Source organism: Streptomyces sp. NPDC026589, from assembly GCF_040638385.1.
Taxonomy (GTDB): Bacteria; Actinomycetota; Actinomycetes; order Streptomycetales; family Streptomycetaceae; genus Streptomyces.
In genome coordinates this window covers 418,105-436,138 of sequence record NZ_JBEZYG010000003.1, presented here as the reverse complement: position 1 = coordinate 436,138, position 18,034 = coordinate 418,105, and the positions used below count along the sequence as shown (strand labels likewise).

Here is an 18,034-nt window from a genome sequence, read left to right as displayed (position 1 = left end):
GTCACGCGTCGAAGTCGTACTCCAGGACGTAGGCGGCGGCATCGAGCACCATCTCGTTGACCTCCACCACACGCCCCTCCTCCGCGAAAGCGGTCCGGCAGATGAGCATGACGGGCGTCCCGGCCGGAAGCCTGAGCTTCGCGGCCTCCTCGGGCAGCGGCATGCGTGAGCGGACCTCCTCCCGGAAGTGGACTGGGCCATGGCCCAGTTCGGCGAGCCGAGCGTAGATCCCACCGGGCCCCGTGTCCGGCTCGGTGATGGCCGAGCCCTCGACCAGCGACGCCGGGAGGTACGACGTCGAGAGCAGCACCGGCTTCCCGTCCAGGACGAACCGGCGGTTCCTGATCCAGACCCTCGCACCCTCGAGACCGAGCACGCGCGCCGCGTTCTCGGAGGCAGCGCCCTCGCCAACTTCCACCTGGTCAACCACCAGGTCTCGATCACCGAGGTCTGTATCCCAGACAGAACGTCCAGATCCCCACTGATCTCGCACCAACCTCGGGATTCCACGACGCCTCAGCGGCTGGAACGCCCGCACGAAGACTCCAACGCCTTTACGGGCTTCCGTCAGGCCTTCGCTCTGAAGCACTCCCAAAGCCTGCCGAGCCGTCATGCGTGCAACGCCGTACTGAGACATGAGGTCGTTCTCACCGGGAAGGCGCGCCCCAGGCTCCAGCGCCCCTGACTGGATCTCTGCTTTCAAGGCTTTCGCGATCCGCTGGTACTTGGGCTCACGGCCAGTGGCATCGGTAGCCATCTACGGGTTCCTCTCCTCTCTAGGCAGCCTAGCCGCGTCAGGCACTCACGCGACATCCGGGAGGCCGCGCGAGTCGATTCACGCCCCTGACCTGTGCGTTGTTAGTCATTCGCGAGTCGACTCACGTGACCTGCCTCCTCTCGCGGAGCATGCGGGGTCGAATGACCCTCAATCGGAGAATTGACATCTCTAGAGATGTCTAGTTCTCTAGAGATGTCAATCGAAGTGGTCGCACCCAGGCGCCCTTGCCAGGCCGCGCGCTGCGACGACACGAGGAGCAATACATGTGCAGCGAGAATGTGCGCCTGAACGCCTCGGACCCCACCCCCGCCCTCGGAACCCTCCTGGTCGACACCAGCCGCGCCGACCGCGTGGGGGAGTTCCGAGGGGTCGCCGGCCCCTACTGGTCGCTGCGGCCCGTAGGGGGCGGCGCGGAGTGGGAGGTCGAGCCCCGCCATGTGCGGCCCGCAGTCCTGATAGAGCAGCTCCGCGCCCGTACCGCGCGCCTCAACGCCCGTAGCCGGGGTGAGGTCCTGTGAGCCCGCGCCCCCTTTCCCGGTTACGGGCCCGGCTCGCCCAACGCCGTCACCGGTACGCCCCGCCGCTCGCCGAGCTCGTACGCATCGAGTCGGACCCCGCCTACCGGGCTCTGTTCTGGGCAGAGTTGGACGTGGCCGTCCAGGAACGCTTCGCGAGCCGCGCCGCCGTCGTGGCCGACGTCGAGGCAGCGGCCGAACGGCTGCGGGAGCTGATCCGGCTCGGCGGACCCGGGCGGCCCGCGTGACGCGCGCGGCGGTCTACACGGTCGAGGTCACCCTGTCCGACGGGCAGCGGTTCGCCTCGCTCGGCGGGGTCGTCGTACGGAACCGGCGGCTCGCGCTTGTCTGGCTCCGGCGGCAGGCGCTGCGCCTGGCCAACGGCCACGGGCTCGCCCTCGCTCCCGAATCCGTACGACTGCCGACCGGCGACGTGAGCCCGGTCCGCTTCCACGGCTCCGACGCACCCGAGGAGTTGCGTCGCTGGGCCGCCGGCAGTGCGCATCAGGACCACGCCATACGGGCCCTGGAGGCCGGGTTCCCCGCACTGTTCACCGTGCTCGACCCCGCCGTCGGGCTGAGCCTGACGCTCGCCGGGTGGCGAGGCCGCCCGGCCGACCGGTAGTCCCGCCGCCCGAAACGGAGTTGAACGCCGTGCTCCAGTGCACCGCCGTCACCCTTCTCCCTCCCGAAGCCGTACTGCGGCTCCTCACCCCCGGGGTGGAGGAGCCGGACGGTCCGGAGCCGTACGTCCTGTGCGAACTCGGCGAGCACGACGCCCCGCGGGCCGAACACGCCGCCTACCTCCGGCCGGGCCGGACGCCCGACTCTCCGGCCCAGTGGTTCTTCTGGACCGGCGACGGGCCCGAGCGCAGCCACCGGACGGACCGCGCGCCCTGGTGCCCCGCCCGCCTCCGCCGGCTCGACACGGACGTCGTGCGGCAGTGCTCCTTCTTCGACCACCACACCGCGCCCCACTCCTGGGACGTGGACGATCCGCTCGGCGACCTGCTCGCGGAGCGGCTCGTGCCAGGCGACTCACCCGAAGGTGACCCGTACCCATGAACCAGTGCACCGCCGTCGCGTTACTGCCGCCCCCGGAGCACGTGGTCGCCCTGTCGGTCCCCGGGCACCGCCCAGAAGCCGGACACGTGCTCTGCGAGCTGAGTGAGGAACACGACGACGACCACGCGGCAATGCTGTGGGACGAGGGCGGACGGCCAGGAAGCGCCGTCTGGGTCCGGTGGAACGCGGAGCGTGCGCGCCTGGCTCCGCTCCTCTGGTGTCCCGCCCTGCGCCCCCACGACGTGGACGAGGCATGCGGGCTGTTCGTCGGCCACCCGGCAGGCCACGGCTGGGAGGTCTCCGACCCCACCGACGAGGCCGTCGCACGGGACCTCGCGAAACGGCACCCTCACCTGTTCCCCCGGTCATGAGGACGTCGATGACCGGGGCGGTTACGCCTCGGTATTCGTCATCAGCTGCACGAGGGTGGAGAAGCTGTCCGCGGCGTGGTCGGCGTCCATGCCGCGCCGGAAGAGGTCGGCGACCGCGGCCGGAAGGGCGGTGTCGACGCCCGCGTCGGCGTTGGTGTGCAGGACGTGTTCGACGCTGGCCATCCCCATGGCCAGGCGGTCCACATCGCCCATGTGCAGGCCGGCGTCGATGCGTTCGGAGTAGAAGGAGAAGAACCCCGGCAGCGAGTTCGCGGTCTCCACGGCGTGCGGCAGGATGTCCGCCGAAGTCAGGCCGTTGGCGTTGGCGAGGGCGATGGCCTGCCAGTAGCTCAGCATGGACGTCCAGAACATGACCATGCCGATCTGGTACATGAGCGCGGCAAGCCCGGGGTCCTCTCCCCGGTGATCGGTCCGCCCCGTGATGACTTCGAGCGCGGGCCTGTGCTGCTCGAAGACCTGACGCGGGCCGCTGTAGAACGTCGAGGACTCGGCCTGCCCGATCCCGGAGGGCGGCACGGTCACGCCGCCGGTCAGCTGGACAGCGCCCCGCTCGGATGCCCAACGGGCCGCGGTCCGGGCCTTCTCCGGTGTGTCCGAGCTGAGGTTCACCAGGGTCCGTCCGGCCAGTGCGGCCGAGGCGGGCTCCAGCGTGGCGTACATGGCGTCGTAGTCCGTGAGGCTGAGGATCACCAGCTCGTTGGAGGCGAGGGCCTCCTTCACGTTCGGCGCGAGCACCGCCCCACGGGCGACCAGGGCGTCCGCGCGCGACGCGGTGCGGTTCCAGACGGTGACGTCGTATCCGCGGTCGAGAAAGGCGGCGACCATGGCCTGCCCCATGGGGCCGAGGCCGATGACGGTGACCGACTGCTTGGTGCTGCTCATGATGAGATCTCCACCCCTTACTAAAACGAGCGCTCTATTTAGTGCGCAGCGAGAAGGTAGCACGTTCTAAAACGAACGCTCTACTCAATAGATCGCCACGGTGGGGCTGCACGCAGATCAGCGGATCAGCGGCTTCGCGGGTTCTTCCTCCCGCTTCGCACGCTCTTCGGTACGCGCGTGGGCCCGGATCACGGATGATCCGGGCCCACGGTCGTACGGGACGTGCTCAGCCGGCGCTCAGGTAGCGCTCGGCCGTCAGCTCTGTGCGGGCGACGCGCCCTGCTCGCCGGGCTCGGCGGCGGTGGTGGCCGCCTGGGCCTCGGCGCGCTCGCGCATCTTGCGCACCAGCTCCTGCTTCTTGTCCTCGGCGGTCTTGCGGTCGGCGCCTCGCGCGGAACCCGCGCCCTGCTGTTCGGCGCGGGACAGCTTCTTGCGCTGTCCGCCGACGCCGAGGAGGTTGTTGCGGCTCTTGGCCACGGCGTTCTCCCATTCGTGAAGGTGAGGTCGGAGTAATCGGACGATCGAGATCGATCCGGTGGGCGACGGGTGCTGCGACCCGTCGCGCTCTCACTCGTAGATCTGGAAGAACGAAGACATGCCGAAACCGTACCCCGCCCCACGAACACCCCGCACCAGGTTTTCCGGCCGCCCGGGGCCGTTCCCTGATCCGACCCGACCCGACCCGAACGGGCGGCCCAGGTCTCAGGCCGTGGGGTCGACCGTCGCCTGATGGGCCTCGGCCAGGTGCTCCTCGGCTTTCAGCCAGGGCAGGAACTGCGCCGGGCGTTGCCACGCGCAGGTGGAGCACGTCAGCTGGCGCGTCACGCTCGACTTCCTCACCCGCACGACGTGTTCACGGCCGTGCTGGTCCCATCTGCTGACCTTGCTGGTGGTGTTGGACGGCATCGCGTACCTCCCGGAACGGCGGCGGGGGCTCCGGTGGACTCTACGACGAAGCCCCCGGTTCCGTACCCGGAACCGGGGGCCTCACGCCCATGTGCGGGTGTCAGCAGCCGAGCAGGCGCGAGCCGAGGTACGCCTGGATCTGGTCCAGGGAGACGCGCTCCTGCTTCATGGTGTCGCGCTCGCGCACGGTCACCGCGTTGTCGTCGAGGGTGTCGAAGTCGACGGTGACGCAGAACGGGGTGCCGATCTCGTCCTGACGGCGGTAGCGGCGGCCGATGGCGCCGGCGTCGTCGAACTCGATGTTCCAGTTCTTGCGCAGGTCGGCGGCCAGGCCCTTGGCCTTCGGCGAGAGCTGCGGGTTGCGGGAGAGCGGCAGGACCGCGGCCTTGACCGGGGCCAGGCGGTGGTCGAGGCGCATGACGGTGCGCTTCTCCATGACGCCCTTGGCGTTGGGGGCCTCGTCCTCGACGTAGGCGTCCAGGAGGAACGCCAGCATCGCGCGGCCGACACCGGCCGCGGGCTCGATGACGTACGGCGTCCAGCGCTCGTTGGCCTCCTGGTCGTAGTACTGGAGGTCGGTGCCCGACGCCTCGGAGTGCGCCTTGAGGTCGTAGTCGGTGCGGTTGGCCACACCCTCCAGCTCGCCCCATTCGCTGCCGCCGAAGCGGAAGCGGTACTCGATGTCGGCGGTGCGCTTCGAGTAGTGGGAGAGCTTCTCCTTCGGGTGCTCGAACCAGCGCATGTTCTCCTCGCGCATGCCGAGGTCCGTGTACCAGTTCCAGCGCTGGTCCATCCAGTACTGCTGCCACTCCTCGTCCTCGCCCGGCTTGACGAAGAACTCCATCTCCATCTGCTCGAACTCGCGGGTCCGGAAGATGAAGTTGCCCGGAGTGATCTCGTTCCGGAAGGACTTGCCCATCTGCGCGATGCCGAACGGCGGCTTCTTGCGCGAGGTCTGCTGCACCTGGCCGAAGTTGGTGAAGATGCCCTGGGCGGTCTCGGGGCGCAGGTAGGCGACCGAGCCGGAGTCCTGGGTCGGGCCGAGGTGGGTGGAGAGCAGGCCCGAGAACTGCTTGGGCTCGGTGAAGGTGCCCTTGTTGCCGCAGTTGGGGCAGTTGAGGTCGGCGAGGCCGTTGACCGGCGGCTTGCCGTGCTTCTCCTCGTACGCCTCCTCCAGGTGGTCGGCGCGGTAGCGCTTGTGACAGGAGGTGCACTCGGTGAGCGGGTCCGAGAAGGTGGCGACGTGGCCCGAGGCGACCCAGACGTCCGGGGCCAGGATGACCGACGAGTCGAGACCGACCACATCCTCGCGCGCGGTGACCATGTAGCGCCACCACTGACGCTTCAGGTTCTCCTTCATCTCGACGCCCAGCGGCCCGTAGTCCCAGGCGGCTCGCTGACCACCGTAGATCTCACTGCAGGGGTAGACGAAGCCACGGCGCTTGCTCAGGCTGACGATGGTGTCGATCTTGTCGGCGGCCACGGTGCTCTCTTCATTACGACGGTGACGAACGGCGAATGCCTCAGATTACCGGCGGGCGCACCCCTGGGATCAAATCGGTGGGACGCGAAGGATCTTCCCGGTGATCTTCTCGGTGCCCCTATGTGACCTTCCGGGCATCTCATCAGCCTTGTTGACAATCGTTTCCACTTTAGTTGAAAATGACTGTCATGAACGTACGCCGCCTCATACCCACCACCGCCGCCGCCGGAGCAGTCGCCCTCGGCCTGACCGCCCTCTCGGCCTGCTCCACCTCCGACGCAGCGGACGGGGGCAACGGCGACAAGCTGAAGGTGACGGCGTCGTTCTACCCGATGCAGTTCCTGGCCGAGAAGATCGGCGGCGAGCACGTCGCGGTCACCAGCCTCACCAAGCCGGGCGTCGAGCCGCACGACCTGGAGCTCAACCCCCGCCAGATCGGCTCCATCAGCGAGTCCGACTACGTGCTGTACCTCAAGGGCATCCAGCCCGCCGTGGACGACGCGATCAAGCAGTCCGGTGTGAAGAACACCGTCGACGCCGCGACCCTCACCACCCTGGAGAACCACGGCTCCGAGGTCAGCGGCCACGACCACGGTCACGAAGGCGAAGAGAAGCACGCCGACGAGCACGCCGACGAACACGCGGACGAGCACGGCCACGAGGAAGAGGCCCCCGAGGAGCACTCCGAGGGCGACGGCCACAACCACGGCGAGGAGGGCGGCGCCGACCCGCACATCTGGCTGGACCCGGTGAAGTACGCCGAGGTCGCCAAGGGCGTCGGCAAGTCGCTGGAGAAGGCCGACCCCGACCACGCCGCCGACTACAAGAAGAACACCGACGCCCTCGTCGCCGAGCTGGGCGAGCTGAACACGGCGTACGAGACCGGGCTGAAGAACACCTCCACCAAGACGTTCATCACCACCCACTCCGCCTTCGGCTACCTCGCCGAGCGCTACGGGCTCACCCAGCAGGGCATCGCGGGCATCGACCCCGAGGCCGAGCCGAGCCCCGCCCGGATCCAGGAGATCCACACCATCGCGGAGAAGGAGAAGGCCACCACGGTCTTCTTCGAGACGCTCGCCAGCGACAGGACCGCCAAGACCCTCGCGAAGGACACCGGCCTCAGGACCGGCGTCCTGGACCCGCTGGAGGGAATCACGGACAAGTCCCAGGGCGCTGACTACATCGAGGTCATGGAGTCCAACCTCTCCGCGCTGCAGAAGGCACTCGGCGCGAAGTGACCCGCACCACCCGTACAGCCATCGGATCGGAGGCGCTCATGCCGGAGCGTGAGAGCACCACCCGCGAGCCCGTGGCCACCGGCCACGCGCAGCCCGTGATCGCCCTGCGCGGCGCCACGGCCACCCTCGGCGCACGCCCCGTGCTGCGCGGGGTGGACCTGACCGTGCACCGCGGCGAGGTCGTCGCGCTGCTGGGCGCCAACGGCTCCGGCAAGTCCACCGCCGTACGGTCCGCCATCGGGCAGGTCCCGCTGACCGGCGGCACCGTCGAGCTGTTCGGCACCGAGCTGCGCCGCTTCCGCCGGTGGGGCCGGATCGGCTACGTCCCGCAGCGCACCACGGCCGCGGGCGGCGTGCCCGCCACGATCCGCGAGGTCGTCGCCTCCGGCCGGCTGTCCCGTACGGGGCTGCGGTGGCCGGGGAAGGCCGACCGGGCGGCCGTGGACCGGGCCATCGCGCTGGTGGGCCTCGCCGACCGCGCCAAGGACTCCGTGAGCGCGCTCTCCGGGGGCCAGCACCAGCGGGTCCTGATCGCCCGCGCCCTGGCCGCCGAGCCGGAGCTGCTGATCATGGACGAGCCGATGGCCGGGGTGGACCTGGCCAGCCAGGAGATCCTCGCCTCGACCCTGCGCGAGCAGGTGGCGGTGGGCACCTCCGTGCTGCTCGTGCTGCACGAGCTGGGCCCGCTGGAGCCCCTGATCGACCGGGCCGTCGTCCTGCGCGACGGCTGCGTGACCCACGACGGGCCGCCGCCCGAGGCGCTCGGCCAGCACGCGCTGCCCGGCCACGACCACGTACACCCCCACGCGGCCGCCGAGCCCGTCCGGACGGGACTGCTGACCTGATGCTCTTCGAATTCCTGAACCCTCCCTTCATGCAGCGGGCGCTCATCGCGGCCGTCCTGGTCGGCATCACCGCGCCCGCCATCGGCATCTACCTGGTGCAGCGCCGGCAGGCCCTGATGGGCGACGGCATCGGGCACATCGCGATGACCGGCGTCGGCCTCGGCTTCCTGCTCTCCACCAGCCCCGTCTGGATGGCCACCGCCGTCGCCGTGGCCGGCGCGGTCGTGATGGAGCTGATCCGCTGGTACGGACACACGCGCGGCGACCTCGCCCTGGCGATGCTGTTCTACGGCGGCATGGCGGGCGGCGTCATGCTGATCAACCTGTCCGACACGGGCTCCAACGCCAACCTGACCTCGTACCTCTTCGGCTCGCTGGCCACCGTCTCCGAGTCGGACGTCATCGCGATCTGCGTACTGGCCGCCTTCGTGGTGCTGGTCACGGTGGGGCTGCGGCGGCAGTTGTTCGCCGTCAGCCAGGACGAGGAGTTCGCCCGGGTGTCCGGGCTGCCGGTGCGGGTGCTGAACCTGCTGATCGCGGTGACCGCCGCCGTGACCGTGACCGTCGCGATGCGGGTCGTCGGCCTGCTGCTGGTCAGCGCGCTGATGGTGGTGCCCGTGGCGGCGGCGCAGCAGATCACCAAGTCCTTCAAGGTCACCTTCGTGCTGGCCGTGGTGATCGGCACGGCCGTGACCCTCACCGGCACCGTGACCTCGTACTACCAGGACGTTCCGCCCGGCGCGACGATCGTGCTGCTGGCCATCGCGGTGTTCGTGGCGCTGACCGCGCTCGCCGCACCGCTCGCGAGACGCCGGGCCCGGGCGAGCGAGGCGAAGGGCGCCGAGTGCACCCTTGAGGTACCGGGGGCCCGCCGGGACAGGGACGACGTACGGGTGTGACAGCGGTGCGTGTGACAGCGGCGCGTGTGACCGAGTCGCACCGTACGTGTTCGCCGGCGGCGCCCGGCCGGGCTGGCACAATGGCCCGACACATGTACGGGCGACACGAGGAGGCAGCTGTGGCCACGGCGCCGATCAGTGGCACGAACGCAGCGCCGGTACGCGGCCGGTCCACCCGGCAGCGGGCGGCGGTGGCGGCGGCGCTCGACGAGGTCGACGAGTTCCGCAGCGCCCAGGAGCTGCACGACGTCCTCAAGCACCGCGGCGACTCCGTGGGCCTGACGACGGTCTACCGGACCTTGCAGTCCCTCGCCGACGCGGGTGAGGTCGACGTCCTGCGCACCGCCGAGGGCGAGTCCGTCTACCGGCGGTGCTCGACCGGCGACCATCACCACCACCTGGTCTGCCGGCTCTGCGGCAAGGCGGTGGAGGTCGAGGGCCCGGCCGTCGAGCAGTGGGCCGAGATGATCGCCGCCCAGCACGGCTATGTGAACGTCGCCCACACCGTCGAGGTGTTCGGCACGTGCGCGGAGTGCGCCGCGAGCAAGGCGTAACGGGCGAAACGAACGAGAAGAGGCGGGCCCCGGACGTTGTACACGTCCGGGGCCCGCCTCTTTCACGTCACTTTTCGCGCCGATTTCCGCTTCGGGACGGTGTCACTTCTTGGCGGCCTCAGCGGCCTTCGCCGCCTTCGCCGCCTCCACCGCCTCCGCCCCGCCGAAGCGGCGGTCGCGCTGGGCGTACTCCAGGCAGGCCCGCCACAGGTCCCGACGGTCGAAATCCGGCCAGAGAACGTCCTGGAAGACCATCTCGGCGTACGCGCTCTGCCAGATCAGGTAGTTCGAGGTGCGCTGCTCGCCGCTGGGGCGCACGAAGAGGTCCACGTCCGGCATGTCCGGGTAGTACGTGTACTTCGCGAACGTCTTCTCGTTGACCTTGGACGGGTCGAGCTTCCCGGCCGCGACGTCCTGGGCGATGCGCTGCGCGGCGTCCGCGATCTCGGCGCGGCCACCGTAGTTGACGCAGAAGTACAACGTCATCTTGTCGTTGTCCTTGGTCTGCTCCTGGGCGACCTGGAGCTCCTGGACGACGGACTTCCACAGCTTGGGCATGCGGCCCACCCAGCGGATGCGGATGCCGAGCTCGTCCATCTCGTCGCGGCGGCGGCGGATCACGTCGCGGTTGAAGTTCATCAGGAACTTCACCTCGTCCGGCGAGCGCTTCCAGTTCTCCGTGGAGAAGGCGTACAGCGAGAGGTTCTTCACGCCCATCTCGATACAGCCCTTGAGAACGTCCATGACGACGCCCTCACCGACCTTGTGGCCCTCGGTGCGCGGGAGACCCCGCTCCTTCGCCCAGCGGCCGTTGCCGTCCATCACGACGGCGACGTGCTGGGGCACCAGCTCGCCGGGGATCTTCGGAGGCGTCGCGCCCGTGGGGTGCGGCTCGGGGGTCTTGTACGTGCGCCGGTTACGGCCGCCGAGGATCCCGCGTACTGCCATGAGCTTCTCAGTCTCCCTGTGTCACTTCTCCACGCACCGCGCCGTCTGCCCGACGCACCGCGTCACTTCTCCACGTACCGCTTCACTTCTCGACGCACCGCGCCGTCTGCCCGACGCACCGCGTCACTTCTCCACGTACCGCAGCGAGCGCAGGCCGCGCTCCAGATGCCAGTGCAGGTAGGCGGACACCAGCCCGCTCCCCTCCCTGACATGACGCGCCTCGCACGCGTCCGCCGTCGCCCAGTCGCCGCTGAGCAGCGCGCTCAGCAGGGCCAGGGCCTGTGCCGAGGGTACGACGCTGCCGGGGACCCGGCAGTCACCGCAGATGACGCCCCCCGCCGCGACGGAGAAGAACCGGTTCGGACCGGGCATTCCGCACTTGGCGCAGTCCTCGAAGCTGGGCGCGTACCCGTTGACCGCGAGCGAGCGCAGCAGGAACGCGTCCAGGATCAGGTGGGGGGCGTGCTCGCCCCGGGCGAGGGTGCGCAGGCCGCCGACGAGCAGCAGGTACTGCTGGACGGCCGGTTCGCCCTCGTGGTCGGTGAACCGCTCGGCGGTCTCCAGCATCGCGGTGCCCGCCGTGTACCGGGCGTAGTCGGCGACGATCCCGCCGCCGTAGGGGGCGATCGTCTCGCTCTGGGTGCAGAGCGGCAGTCCGCGGCCGACCAGCTCGCTGCCGCGCGCGAAGAACTGCACGTCGACGTGGGAGAAGGGCTCCAGGCGGGCGCCGAACTTGGATTTGGTGCGGCGCACCCCTCGGGCTACGGCCCGCACCCGGCCGTGGCCGCGGGTCAGGATCGTGATGATCCGGTCGGCCTCGCCCAGTTTCTGCGTACGCAGCACGACGCCGTCGTCCCGGAACAAGCTCATGGGCCCATTGTCGCCCACCCGGGGGCGGGCCCGTGGCGGGCCGGCGGCAGAGGGAGGCCGGGAGGCTCTACGACGGCGTGCGGGCGGCCGCCGCGAGCAGGCGGGCGGTGTCGTCGGCGGGGAGCTGGAGAGCGCTGCCTACCGTGGTCAGGACCTGGCGCTCGGCGGCGCGGTAAGGCCCGTCGGCCAGCGCGATCCTGGCGCCCTGGAGGAGGACGGACTCGCGGCCGGCGGTGACCAGGTGCGGGGCGAGCGGGGCCAGTACCTCGTGCAGCTCGATGGCGAGGGTCGGGCCGCAGGCCTCGGCGGCCGGGTCGGAACCGGAGCCCTGCCCGGTGTCGGCGGCCAGCACCTCGACGACGGTGAACAGCTGCTCCTGGGTGCAGTCGTCGAGCCCGGCGTCGCGCACGGTGGCGACGGCGGCCTCCAGAACCGTGCGGGAGGTGGTGCCCCCGGCGGCGAGGACGGCCAGGGTGACGGTGTGGACGGCCTCGCGGAGCATCGCCGAGAACCGGGTCGTGGTGGGGTGGTCCAGCGCCTCGGGGGCGTAGTGGGCGAGGCAGGCGGCGCACTCGACGACGGGCTCGGTCTCGCCCCTGCCGACCAGCGGGACGCCGAGGACGGTGAGGCGGCGGCGGCCGGTGAGCCGGCGGTAGTTGCGGTCTCCCCCGCAGCCGGGGCAGAAGAAGGCGCCGTCGCCGACGGCGTCCCAGATGGTGCGAACGCCGCAGAGGACCGGCCTCAGAGCGCGTTGTCCTTTGGCTGACCGCACGTCGCACACCTCCGTAACGCTCCGGCAACATTGCCGTGTGTTGGACGTGATGTTAGCCACACACGCGAGGCGGCGTCAGCCTCTGGGACGTCACAACCCCCGGATATGGCCGAACCCCGACCACCCGGAGCGGGCGGTCGGGGTCCGTCAATGCCGTCGTACGGGGTCGAACCGGACGTCGGTACGACGTGGGGTGGGCGAAGGGGCCGGTCGGGTCAGCGGGCCGCGCGGTTGACCGCCGAGACGACCGCCTTGAGCGAGGCACGGGTGGTGTTGGCGTCGATGCCGATGCCCCACAGGACCTTGCCGTCGATCGCGCACTCGATGTACGAGGCGGCCTGGGCGCTGGCGCCCTCGCTCATCGTGTGCTCGGTGTAGTCCAGCAGCCGGGCGTCGATGCCGATGGCCTGCAGCGCTTCGAAGAACGCGGAGATCGGGCCGTTGCCCGTACCGCTCAGCACGGTGTCCGTGCCGTCGACGGTGGCCTCGACGGTCAGGGTGTCCCGGCCGTCGGTGTCGGTGGTCGTCTGGCCGGAGCGGAGCTGGACGCGCCCCCAGGCGTTCTCCGCGTTCGGCAGGTACTCGTCCTGGAAGGTGGTCCAGATCTGCCCCGGGGTGACCTCGCCGCCCTCGGCGTCGGTCTTGGCCTGAATGATCCGGGAGAACTCGATCTGCATCCGGCGCGGCAGGTCCAGCTTGTGGTCGTTCTTCAGGACGTAGGCGATACCGCCCTTGCCGGACTGCGAGTTGACCCGGATGACGGCCTCGTAGGAACGGCCGACGTCCTTCGGGTCGATCGGCAGGTACGGCACGGCCCACTCGATGTCGTCGACGGTCTTCCCCTGGGCGGCGGCGTCCCGCTCCATGGCGTCGAAGCCCTTCTTGATGGCGTCCTGGTGGGAGCCGGAGAAGGCGGTGTAGACCAGATCGCCCGCGTAGGGGTGGCGCGGGTGGATCTCCATCTGGTTGCAGTACTCGCTGGTGCGGCGGATCTCGTCGATCTGCGAGAAGTCGATCTGCGGGTCGACACCCTGGGAGAAGAGGTTCATGCCCAGGGTGACCAGGTCGACGTTGCCGGTGCGCTCGCCCTGGCCGAACAGGCAGCCCTCGATGCGGTCGGCGCCGGCCATGATGGCCAGCTCGGCGGCGGCGACGGCGGTGCCCCGGTCGTTGTGCGGGTGGACCGACAGGCAGACGAACTCGCGGCGGGTCAGGTTGCGGGACATCCACTCGAAGCGGTCCGCGTGGGTCGAGGGCGTCGAACGCTCCACGGTGGCGGGCAGGTTGAGGATGATCTCGCGGCCCTCATCCGGCTGCCAGACGTCACAGACGGCCTCGCAGACCTCCAGGGCGAAGTCCAGCTCGGTGTCGGTGAAGATCTCCGGGCTGTACTGGTAGCCGAAGGTCGTCTCCGGGCCCAGGATCTTCTCGGCGTACTCCATGACCAGCCGGGTGCCGTCCACCGCGATCTGCTTGACCTCGTCGCGCGAGCCGCGGAAGACGACGCGGCGGAAGGTGGGGGCGGTGGCGTTGTACAGGTGGACGGTGGCCCGGTGGGCGCCGACCAGCGACTCCACGGTGCGCTCGATCAGCTCCTCGCGGGCCTGCGTCAGGACGGAGATCGTCACGTCCTCGGGGATCGCGCCCTCTTCGATGATGGAGCGTACGAAGTTGAAGTCGGTCTCGCCGGAGGACGGGAAGCCGACCTCGATCTCCTTGTAGCCCATCGCGACCAGCAGGTCGAACATCTCGCGCTTGCGCGCCGGGGACATCGGGTCGATCAGCGCCTGGTTGCCGTCGCGCAGATCGGTGGACAGCCAACGGGGCGCGACGGTGATCCGGTTGTCGGGCCAGGTGCGGTCGGCGATGTCCACGGCCTCGTAGCCGCGGTACTTGTGGACCGGCATTCCGGACGGCTTCTGGAGCTGCGTCGCGTTGGTGATCGGGGTGGGGCGGCCGACGGAATCACGGTCGGGATTCACGGGATTACCGGCAGGGATCACGGTGGTCATGGCGTAGGGCTCCTCGGTCCAGCGGGGGTCGGCCGACTGTGTCGCTGCAGCACCAGACTCCGCGGGGAGGGGGTCGGCCTACGACTACAGGCCCTCGCCGCGGCAGCTAAGGAGAAGCAGCCCGAAACGCATGATGCGACGAGCGTAACCGAGTGTGGCCCGTGGTGTCGGTCCGTATCAGTATGCGGGACCGGGCATCGATGACGGGTAAACAGTGACTCATCACTCCATTTCGTCAATCATCGTCGCAACCGGTGACAGAGTCGTGACGGAGTGCCACAGTCGTTTTATGCACCTTCGAACCGACGGCGATCTCCACCCCGTCTTCTGCACCATCGTTCCGCCCCACGTCCTCGACCACCTGTCCCGGTCCGCCGACGCCCGGCTCGCCGATCCGGCCCGCCGCACCCTGGCGGCCGACGGCCTCCGCCGCGACCGCCGCCGCACGACGGCCCTCGCCTCGGTCCCGAGCACCCCCGGCGTGAGCGCGGTCCCCACCAAGCCCCACCGCACCCTGTACGACTGCCGGAACGGCACCACCCTGCCCGGCCGCCTGGTCCGCGACGAGGGCGACAAGCCCACCTCGGACGCCAGCGTCAACCGCGCGTACGCCGGCCTCGGCGCCACCTTCGAGCTGCTGCTCTCGGCGTACGGGCGCAGCTCGATCGACGGCAAGGGACTGCCGCTGATCGGCTCCGTGCACTACGGCGAGGAGTACAACAACGCGTTCTTCGACGGCGAGCAGATGGTCTTCGGGGACGGCGACGGCGAGATCTTCCTCGACTTCACCGTCGCGGTCGACGTGATCGCCCACGAGCTGGCCCACGGCCTGACCCAGCACACCGCCAATCTTCGCTACGAGGGCCAGTCGGGCGCGCTCAACGAGTCGGTGTCCGACGTCTTCGGCTCGCTGGTGAAGCAGTACTCGCTGGGCCAGAGCGCGGAGCAGGCCGACTGGCTGATCGGGGCCGGCCTGTTGGCGCCCCGGGTCAGCGGGGACGCGCTGCGCTCGATGAAGGCCCCGGGCACGGCGTACGACGACGACGTCCTCGGCAAGGACCCGCAGCCGGGCTCCATGGCGGACTACATCGAGACGGAGGAGGACAACGGCGGGGTCCACCTCAACTCCGGCATCCCCAACCGGGCGTTCCACCTCCTGGCCACCGCGCTCGGCGGCAACTCCTGGGAGCGTGCCGGGCAGATCTGGTTCGACGTACTGACCGGCGGCGAGCTGACGGCGAACGCGGACTTCGCGGAGTTCGCCCGGCTGACGGTCGCGGCGGCGGGCGACCGCTTCGGCGCGGCGGAGGAGCGGGAGGCGGTCCTGAAGGCCTGGTCGGAGGTGGGCGTTCCGACCCGGGCCTGACCCGGCCGCCGAGGAGACGGCCACGAGGCGGCGGACAGCCGCCGCTCCGGCAGGCGGGGTTGAGCGCCCGCGCGGCCCCCGATAGACAGGACCCCATGCGTATTCAGGTCAGCCGGACCGGCGGCTTCGCCGGCATCGCCCGCCGCCATGAGGTCGACACCGAGGGCCGGGCGGACGCCGCGGAGTGGCACGCGCTCGCCGAGGAGGCGCTCGACTCCGCGCGGGACACCCCGCCGACCGGCGTACCGGACGGCTTCCGGTACGAGATCACCGTCGGCGACCGCACCATGTACTGCGCTGACCCCGATCTGACCGGGGCACAGCGCACGCTGATCTCACGCGTCCTCAAGGAGGGCGCGTGAGATCGGCACCTTCTGCCGGACCCGCCCAGGACATGTCGGGCGGATCAGGGCCTAGAACCCCAGCTTCCGCAGCTGCTTGGGATCGCGCTGCCAGTCCTTGGCGACCTTCACGTGCAGGTCCAGGAAGACCGGCGTGCCGAGCAGTGCCTCGATGTGCTTGCGGGACTTGGTGCCGACGTCCTTCAGCCGCTGGCCCTTCGGGCCGATGATGATGCCCTTCTGGCTGGGGCGCTCGATGTAGACGTTGGCGTGGATGTCCAGCAGCGGCTTGTCCGCCGGACGGTCCGTGCGCGGCAGCATCTCCTCGACGACGACCGCGATGGAGTGCGGCAGCTCGTCGCGTACGCCCTCCAGCGCCGCCTCGCGGATCAGCTCCGCGACCATGACCATCTCCGGCTCGTCGGTGAGGTCGCCCTCCGGGTAGAGCGGCGGGCTCACGGGGAGCAGCGGGGCGATGAGGTCGGCGAGCAGGCTCACCTGCTGGTCCTTGACCGCCGAGACCGGGATGATCTCGGCCCACTCGAAGCCCAGCTCGTCGGCGAGCGCGGAGATCGCGAGGAGCTGTTCGGCCAGCGCCTTCGACTCGACCAGGTCGGTCTTGGTGATGATGGCGATCTTGGGGGTCTTCTTGATCCCCGCGAGCTCCTTGACGATGTACTTGTCGCCGGGGCCGAGCTTCTGGTCGGCGGGCAGGCAGAAGCCGATGACGTCGACCTCGGCCCAGGTGGTCCGCACGACGTCGTTGAGCCGCTCGCCCAGGAGGGTGCGCGGCTTGTGGAGGCCGGGGGTGTCGACCAGGATCAGCTGCGCGTCGTCACGGTGAACGATGCCGCGCACCGTGTGCCGCGTGGTCTGGGGGCGGTTGGAGGTGATCGCCACCTTCTGACCGACGAGAGCGTTCGTGAGGGTGGACTTGCCCGCGTTGGGGCGGCCCACGAAGCAGGCGAAGCCGGCCCGGTGGGGGGAGGTGGTCTCCGCTTGCGCGGCAGCGGATTCTTGGTTCGGTCGAGCGCTCATGGCGACCATTCTCCCCGATCCCGGCGGCGCCGGAGCACAGTGGGCCGCGCGAGACCGGTCACGGCCGCCTCAGTCCGTACGGGTACGGCGTCGGCGGGCCCGTTCCCACAGGGCCCCTCCGGCGGCGACGAGCACGGCGAGCACCCCGGCGACGAGCCACGGCACGGCCACGAACGTGACGGCCGCCGACTCCCGGGTGCCCTTCGCGGTGGCGGTGAGTACGACCTCGGCACGGTCCAGCTGCGGCGCCCCGTCCCAGGTCTCGGTCAGCCGGACCCGCTGGCGGGGCAGCAGCTCGGCGGGCAGCTTCGTCAGGCCGCGTTGCAGCAGGGTCCGGCCGAAGAGACCCTCGGCGCGCAGGGCGACGGCGGGGGCGAGGGTGACGTTGCCCCGGTTGTGCAGGGTGTACGAGATGACGGCGCGGCTCGTGCCGGTGCCCGGGACCAGGGGGCGGTCCTGCTCGATCCGGATGTCCTCGACGGAGAGCGCGGGGACGGTGGGCCCGTTCACCCGCAGGTGGATCCGGGCGCCGACGGCTCTGCGGACCCCGACGGCCAGGGCGCCGCGGCGGGTGGCCTCGACACGTTCGTCCAGGGCGATCAGGGCGCCGGGGTGGTCGCCCGGCTCGGCGTTCTCCGGAACGGTGATGGTCAGGGGCACGGTGACCGAGGCCTTGGGGCCCACGGTGACGGTGTCCCGGTCGGTACGGGCCCAGGCGCCGACGGAGCGCTGCTTCTCGCTCCGGTCGCGGACCGCGAAGCCGCCGTCGCGCGGGGTGTTGTAGGCGTCGGCCGCGTACAGCCGCAGGGTCAGCGGCTTCGCGGTCTTGTTGGTGACGGTGACCCGGTCGGTGAGCGTCGTGCCCGGGGCGGCGAAGAGGTAGAGGGAGGGCCGTTCGCCGGACGGGCCGGAGGCCGGCCGGACGGACCAGCTGCCGTTGTCCGCCGGGTGGGCGGCGGGCGTGCCGAGGAGCAGCAGGGCGGCCGTCAGGAGGAGCACGGGGAGCTTGCGCACGGTACGGGACCCCCAAGGTCGCGTCCGGGTGGAGTGGGCCGGCCGGGTGCGCGCCCGGCCCACGGTGGATCAGGAGCGGACCTCACGTCGGGCGAGGACCGGCACTCCCGGGC

22 protein-coding genes are annotated in these 18,034 nt (G+C 70.3%); 11 read left to right on the top strand and 11 right to left on the bottom strand.

Annotated elements, in window-relative coordinates; translation table 11 throughout:
- Position 1: 1 nt before the first annotated feature.
- Positions 2–757, bottom strand: a complete 756-nt coding sequence (locus AB0F29_RS07880; RefSeq protein WP_361868587.1) for a GntR family transcriptional regulator — start codon at positions 755–757, stop codon at positions 2–4.
- A 284-nt stretch (positions 758–1,041) separates the two neighbouring features.
- Between AB0F29_RS07880 and AB0F29_RS07875 the strand changes: the two genes are divergently transcribed.
- Genes AB0F29_RS07875 through AB0F29_RS07855 form a run of 5 tightly spaced genes read left to right on the top strand, consistent with a single transcriptional unit; the run spans position 1,042 to position 2,729 of the window.
- Positions 1,042–1,296: a hypothetical protein gene (locus tag AB0F29_RS07875; protein WP_361868584.1), complete on the top strand. Its 255-nt coding sequence runs from the start codon at positions 1,042–1,044 to the stop codon at positions 1,294–1,296.
- Entirely contained in the window at positions 1,293–1,541 is a 249-nt protein-coding gene (locus AB0F29_RS07870) for a hypothetical protein (RefSeq protein ID WP_361868582.1), read from the top strand. Before AB0F29_RS07875 ends, AB0F29_RS07870 begins: the two co-directional genes overlap by 4 nt.
- Complete coding sequence (locus AB0F29_RS07865; RefSeq protein WP_361868580.1) at positions 1,538–1,918, top strand: hypothetical protein; 381 nt, start codon at positions 1,538–1,540, stop codon at positions 1,916–1,918. Before AB0F29_RS07870 ends, AB0F29_RS07865 begins: the two co-directional genes overlap by 4 nt.
- A 29-nt stretch (positions 1,919–1,947) precedes the next feature.
- Complete coding sequence (locus AB0F29_RS07860) at positions 1,948–2,358, top strand: hypothetical protein (RefSeq protein WP_361868577.1); 411 nt, start codon at positions 1,948–1,950, stop codon at positions 2,356–2,358.
- Positions 2,355–2,729 (top strand): hypothetical protein, encoded by a 375-nt coding sequence (locus AB0F29_RS07855; protein WP_361868574.1) that lies wholly within the window; start codon positions 2,355–2,357, stop codon positions 2,727–2,729. Before AB0F29_RS07860 ends, AB0F29_RS07855 begins: the two co-directional genes overlap by 4 nt.
- A gap of 21 nt (positions 2,730–2,750) precedes the next feature.
- Here AB0F29_RS07855 and AB0F29_RS07850 read toward each other — a convergent pair whose 3' ends face one another.
- The 4 genes from AB0F29_RS07850 to AB0F29_RS07835 all read right to left on the bottom strand — a co-directional run bounded on the left by AB0F29_RS07850 (position 2,751) and on the right by AB0F29_RS07835 (position 6,021).
- Positions 2,751–3,632: an NAD(P)-binding domain-containing protein gene (locus AB0F29_RS07850; RefSeq protein ID WP_361868571.1), complete on the bottom strand. Its 882-nt coding sequence runs from the start codon at positions 3,630–3,632 to the stop codon at positions 2,751–2,753.
- Between the two features lie 255 nt (positions 3,633–3,887).
- Positions 3,888–4,109: a DUF6243 family protein gene (locus AB0F29_RS07845; RefSeq protein ID WP_361868568.1), complete on the bottom strand. Its 222-nt coding sequence runs from the start codon at positions 4,107–4,109 to the stop codon at positions 3,888–3,890.
- Between the two features lie 225 nt (positions 4,110–4,334).
- Positions 4,335–4,538, bottom strand: a complete 204-nt coding sequence (locus AB0F29_RS07840) for a hypothetical protein (RefSeq protein ID WP_361868565.1) — start codon at positions 4,536–4,538, stop codon at positions 4,335–4,337.
- A gap of 100 nt (positions 4,539–4,638) precedes the next feature.
- Positions 4,639–6,021, bottom strand: coding sequence for a glycine--tRNA ligase (locus AB0F29_RS07835; protein WP_018961192.1), 1,383 nt, complete (start codon positions 6,019–6,021; stop codon positions 4,639–4,641).
- A 188-nt stretch (positions 6,022–6,209) separates the two neighbouring features.
- On the opposite strand from AB0F29_RS07835, the gene AB0F29_RS07830 reads away from it, so the two are divergent.
- The 4 genes from AB0F29_RS07830 to AB0F29_RS07815 all read left to right on the top strand — a co-directional run bounded on the left by AB0F29_RS07830 (position 6,210) and on the right by AB0F29_RS07815 (position 9,560).
- On the top strand, positions 6,210–7,262 hold the full coding sequence (locus AB0F29_RS07830; protein ID WP_361868562.1) for a zinc ABC transporter substrate-binding protein: 1,053 nt from the start codon (positions 6,210–6,212) through the stop codon (positions 7,260–7,262).
- A gap of 38 nt (positions 7,263–7,300) precedes the next feature.
- Positions 7,301–8,107 carry a metal ABC transporter ATP-binding protein gene (locus tag AB0F29_RS07825; RefSeq protein WP_361868734.1) on the top strand — a complete coding sequence of 269 codons (807 nt, stop codon included), beginning with the start codon at positions 7,301–7,303 and terminating at the stop codon, positions 8,105–8,107.
- Positions 8,107–9,006: a metal ABC transporter permease gene (locus AB0F29_RS07820; RefSeq protein ID WP_361868559.1), complete on the top strand. Its 900-nt coding sequence runs from the start codon at positions 8,107–8,109 to the stop codon at positions 9,004–9,006. The genes AB0F29_RS07825 and AB0F29_RS07820 overlap by 1 nt, the downstream gene beginning before the upstream one ends.
- 119 nt (positions 9,007–9,125) lie before the next feature.
- Complete coding sequence (locus AB0F29_RS07815) at positions 9,126–9,560, top strand: transcriptional repressor (RefSeq protein ID WP_003969280.1); 435 nt, start codon at positions 9,126–9,128, stop codon at positions 9,558–9,560.
- Positions 9,561–9,662: 102 nt separating this feature from the next.
- On the opposite strand, the gene AB0F29_RS07810 is transcribed toward AB0F29_RS07815, so the two are convergent.
- The 4 genes from AB0F29_RS07810 to leuA form a co-directional block, all read right to left on the bottom strand.
- Positions 9,663–10,508 (bottom strand): isoprenyl transferase, encoded by an 846-nt coding sequence (locus tag AB0F29_RS07810; RefSeq protein WP_361868555.1) that lies wholly within the window; start codon positions 10,506–10,508, stop codon positions 9,663–9,665.
- 123 nt (positions 10,509–10,631) lie between these two features.
- Entirely contained in the window at positions 10,632–11,378 is a 747-nt protein-coding gene (gene recO, locus AB0F29_RS07805; RefSeq protein WP_265601715.1) for a DNA repair protein RecO, read from the bottom strand.
- A gap of 67 nt (positions 11,379–11,445) precedes the next feature.
- Positions 11,446–12,150, bottom strand: a complete 705-nt coding sequence (locus AB0F29_RS07800) for a TerB family tellurite resistance protein (protein WP_361868552.1) — start codon at positions 12,148–12,150, stop codon at positions 11,446–11,448.
- Positions 12,151–12,365: 215 nt separating this feature from the next.
- Positions 12,366–14,162: a 2-isopropylmalate synthase gene (gene leuA / locus AB0F29_RS07795; protein ID WP_361868550.1), complete on the bottom strand. Its 1,797-nt coding sequence runs from the start codon at positions 14,160–14,162 to the stop codon at positions 12,366–12,368.
- Positions 14,163–14,451: 289 nt separating this feature from the next.
- Between leuA and AB0F29_RS07790 the strand changes: the two genes are divergently transcribed.
- Positions 14,452–15,528 carry a M4 family metallopeptidase gene (locus tag AB0F29_RS07790; RefSeq protein ID WP_361868547.1) on the top strand — a complete coding sequence of 359 codons (1,077 nt, stop codon included), beginning with the start codon at positions 14,452–14,454 and terminating at the stop codon, positions 15,526–15,528.
- A gap of 95 nt (positions 15,529–15,623) precedes the next feature.
- The gene (locus AB0F29_RS07785; RefSeq protein WP_361868545.1) at positions 15,624–15,890 is read left to right on the top strand and encodes a protealysin inhibitor emfourin; all 267 of its coding nucleotides are present in this window, start codon (positions 15,624–15,626) and stop codon (positions 15,888–15,890) included.
- 51 nt (positions 15,891–15,941) lie between these two features.
- On the opposite strand, the gene era is transcribed toward AB0F29_RS07785, so the two are convergent.
- Together era and AB0F29_RS07775 are read right to left on the bottom strand one after the other, a co-directional pair.
- Positions 15,942–16,907 (bottom strand): GTPase Era, encoded by a 966-nt coding sequence (gene era / locus AB0F29_RS07780; RefSeq protein ID WP_032753421.1) that lies wholly within the window; start codon positions 16,905–16,907, stop codon positions 15,942–15,944.
- A gap of 69 nt (positions 16,908–16,976) precedes the next feature.
- Positions 16,977–17,921, bottom strand: coding sequence for a DUF916 domain-containing protein (locus tag AB0F29_RS07775; RefSeq protein WP_361868542.1), 945 nt, complete (start codon positions 17,919–17,921; stop codon positions 16,977–16,979).
- Positions 17,922–18,034: the final 113 nt, after the last annotated feature.

Bases quoted from the DNA above. Each gene is read 5' to 3' on its own strand.
- recO (WP_265601715.1), bottom strand. From the start codon at position 11,378: ATGAGCTTGTTCCGGGACGACGGCGTCGTGCTGCGTACGCAGAAACTG.
- era (WP_032753421.1), bottom strand. From the start codon at position 16,907: ATGAGCGCTCGACCGAACCAAGAATCCGCTGCCGCGCAAGCGGAGACC.
- AB0F29_RS07840 (WP_361868565.1), bottom strand. From the start codon at position 4,538: ATGCCGTCCAACACCACCAGCAAGGTCAGCAGATGGGACCAGCACGGC.
- AB0F29_RS07820 (WP_361868559.1), top strand. From the start codon at position 8,107: ATGCTCTTCGAATTCCTGAACCCTCCCTTCATGCAGCGGGCGCTCATC.
- AB0F29_RS07830 (WP_361868562.1), top strand. From the start codon at position 6,210: ATGAACGTACGCCGCCTCATACCCACCACCGCCGCCGCCGGAGCAGTC.
- AB0F29_RS07850 (WP_361868571.1), bottom strand. From the start codon at position 3,632: ATGAGCAGCACCAAGCAGTCGGTCACCGTCATCGGCCTCGGCCCCATG.
- AB0F29_RS07810 (WP_361868555.1), bottom strand. From the start codon at position 10,508: ATGGCAGTACGCGGGATCCTCGGCGGCCGTAACCGGCGCACGTACAAG.
- AB0F29_RS07880 (WP_361868587.1), bottom strand. From the start codon at position 757: ATGGCTACCGATGCCACTGGCCGTGAGCCCAAGTACCAGCGGATCGCG.
- AB0F29_RS07825 (WP_361868734.1), top strand. From the start codon at position 7,301: ATGCCGGAGCGTGAGAGCACCACCCGCGAGCCCGTGGCCACCGGCCAC.
- AB0F29_RS07855 (WP_361868574.1), top strand. From the start codon at position 2,355: ATGAACCAGTGCACCGCCGTCGCGTTACTGCCGCCCCCGGAGCACGTG.
- AB0F29_RS07790 (WP_361868547.1), top strand. From the start codon at position 14,452: ATGCACCTTCGAACCGACGGCGATCTCCACCCCGTCTTCTGCACCATC.
- AB0F29_RS07785 (WP_361868545.1), top strand. From the start codon at position 15,624: ATGCGTATTCAGGTCAGCCGGACCGGCGGCTTCGCCGGCATCGCCCGC.
- AB0F29_RS07875 (WP_361868584.1), top strand. From the start codon at position 1,042: ATGTGCAGCGAGAATGTGCGCCTGAACGCCTCGGACCCCACCCCCGCC.
- leuA (WP_361868550.1), bottom strand. From the start codon at position 14,162: ATGACCACCGTGATCCCTGCCGGTAATCCCGTGAATCCCGACCGTGAT.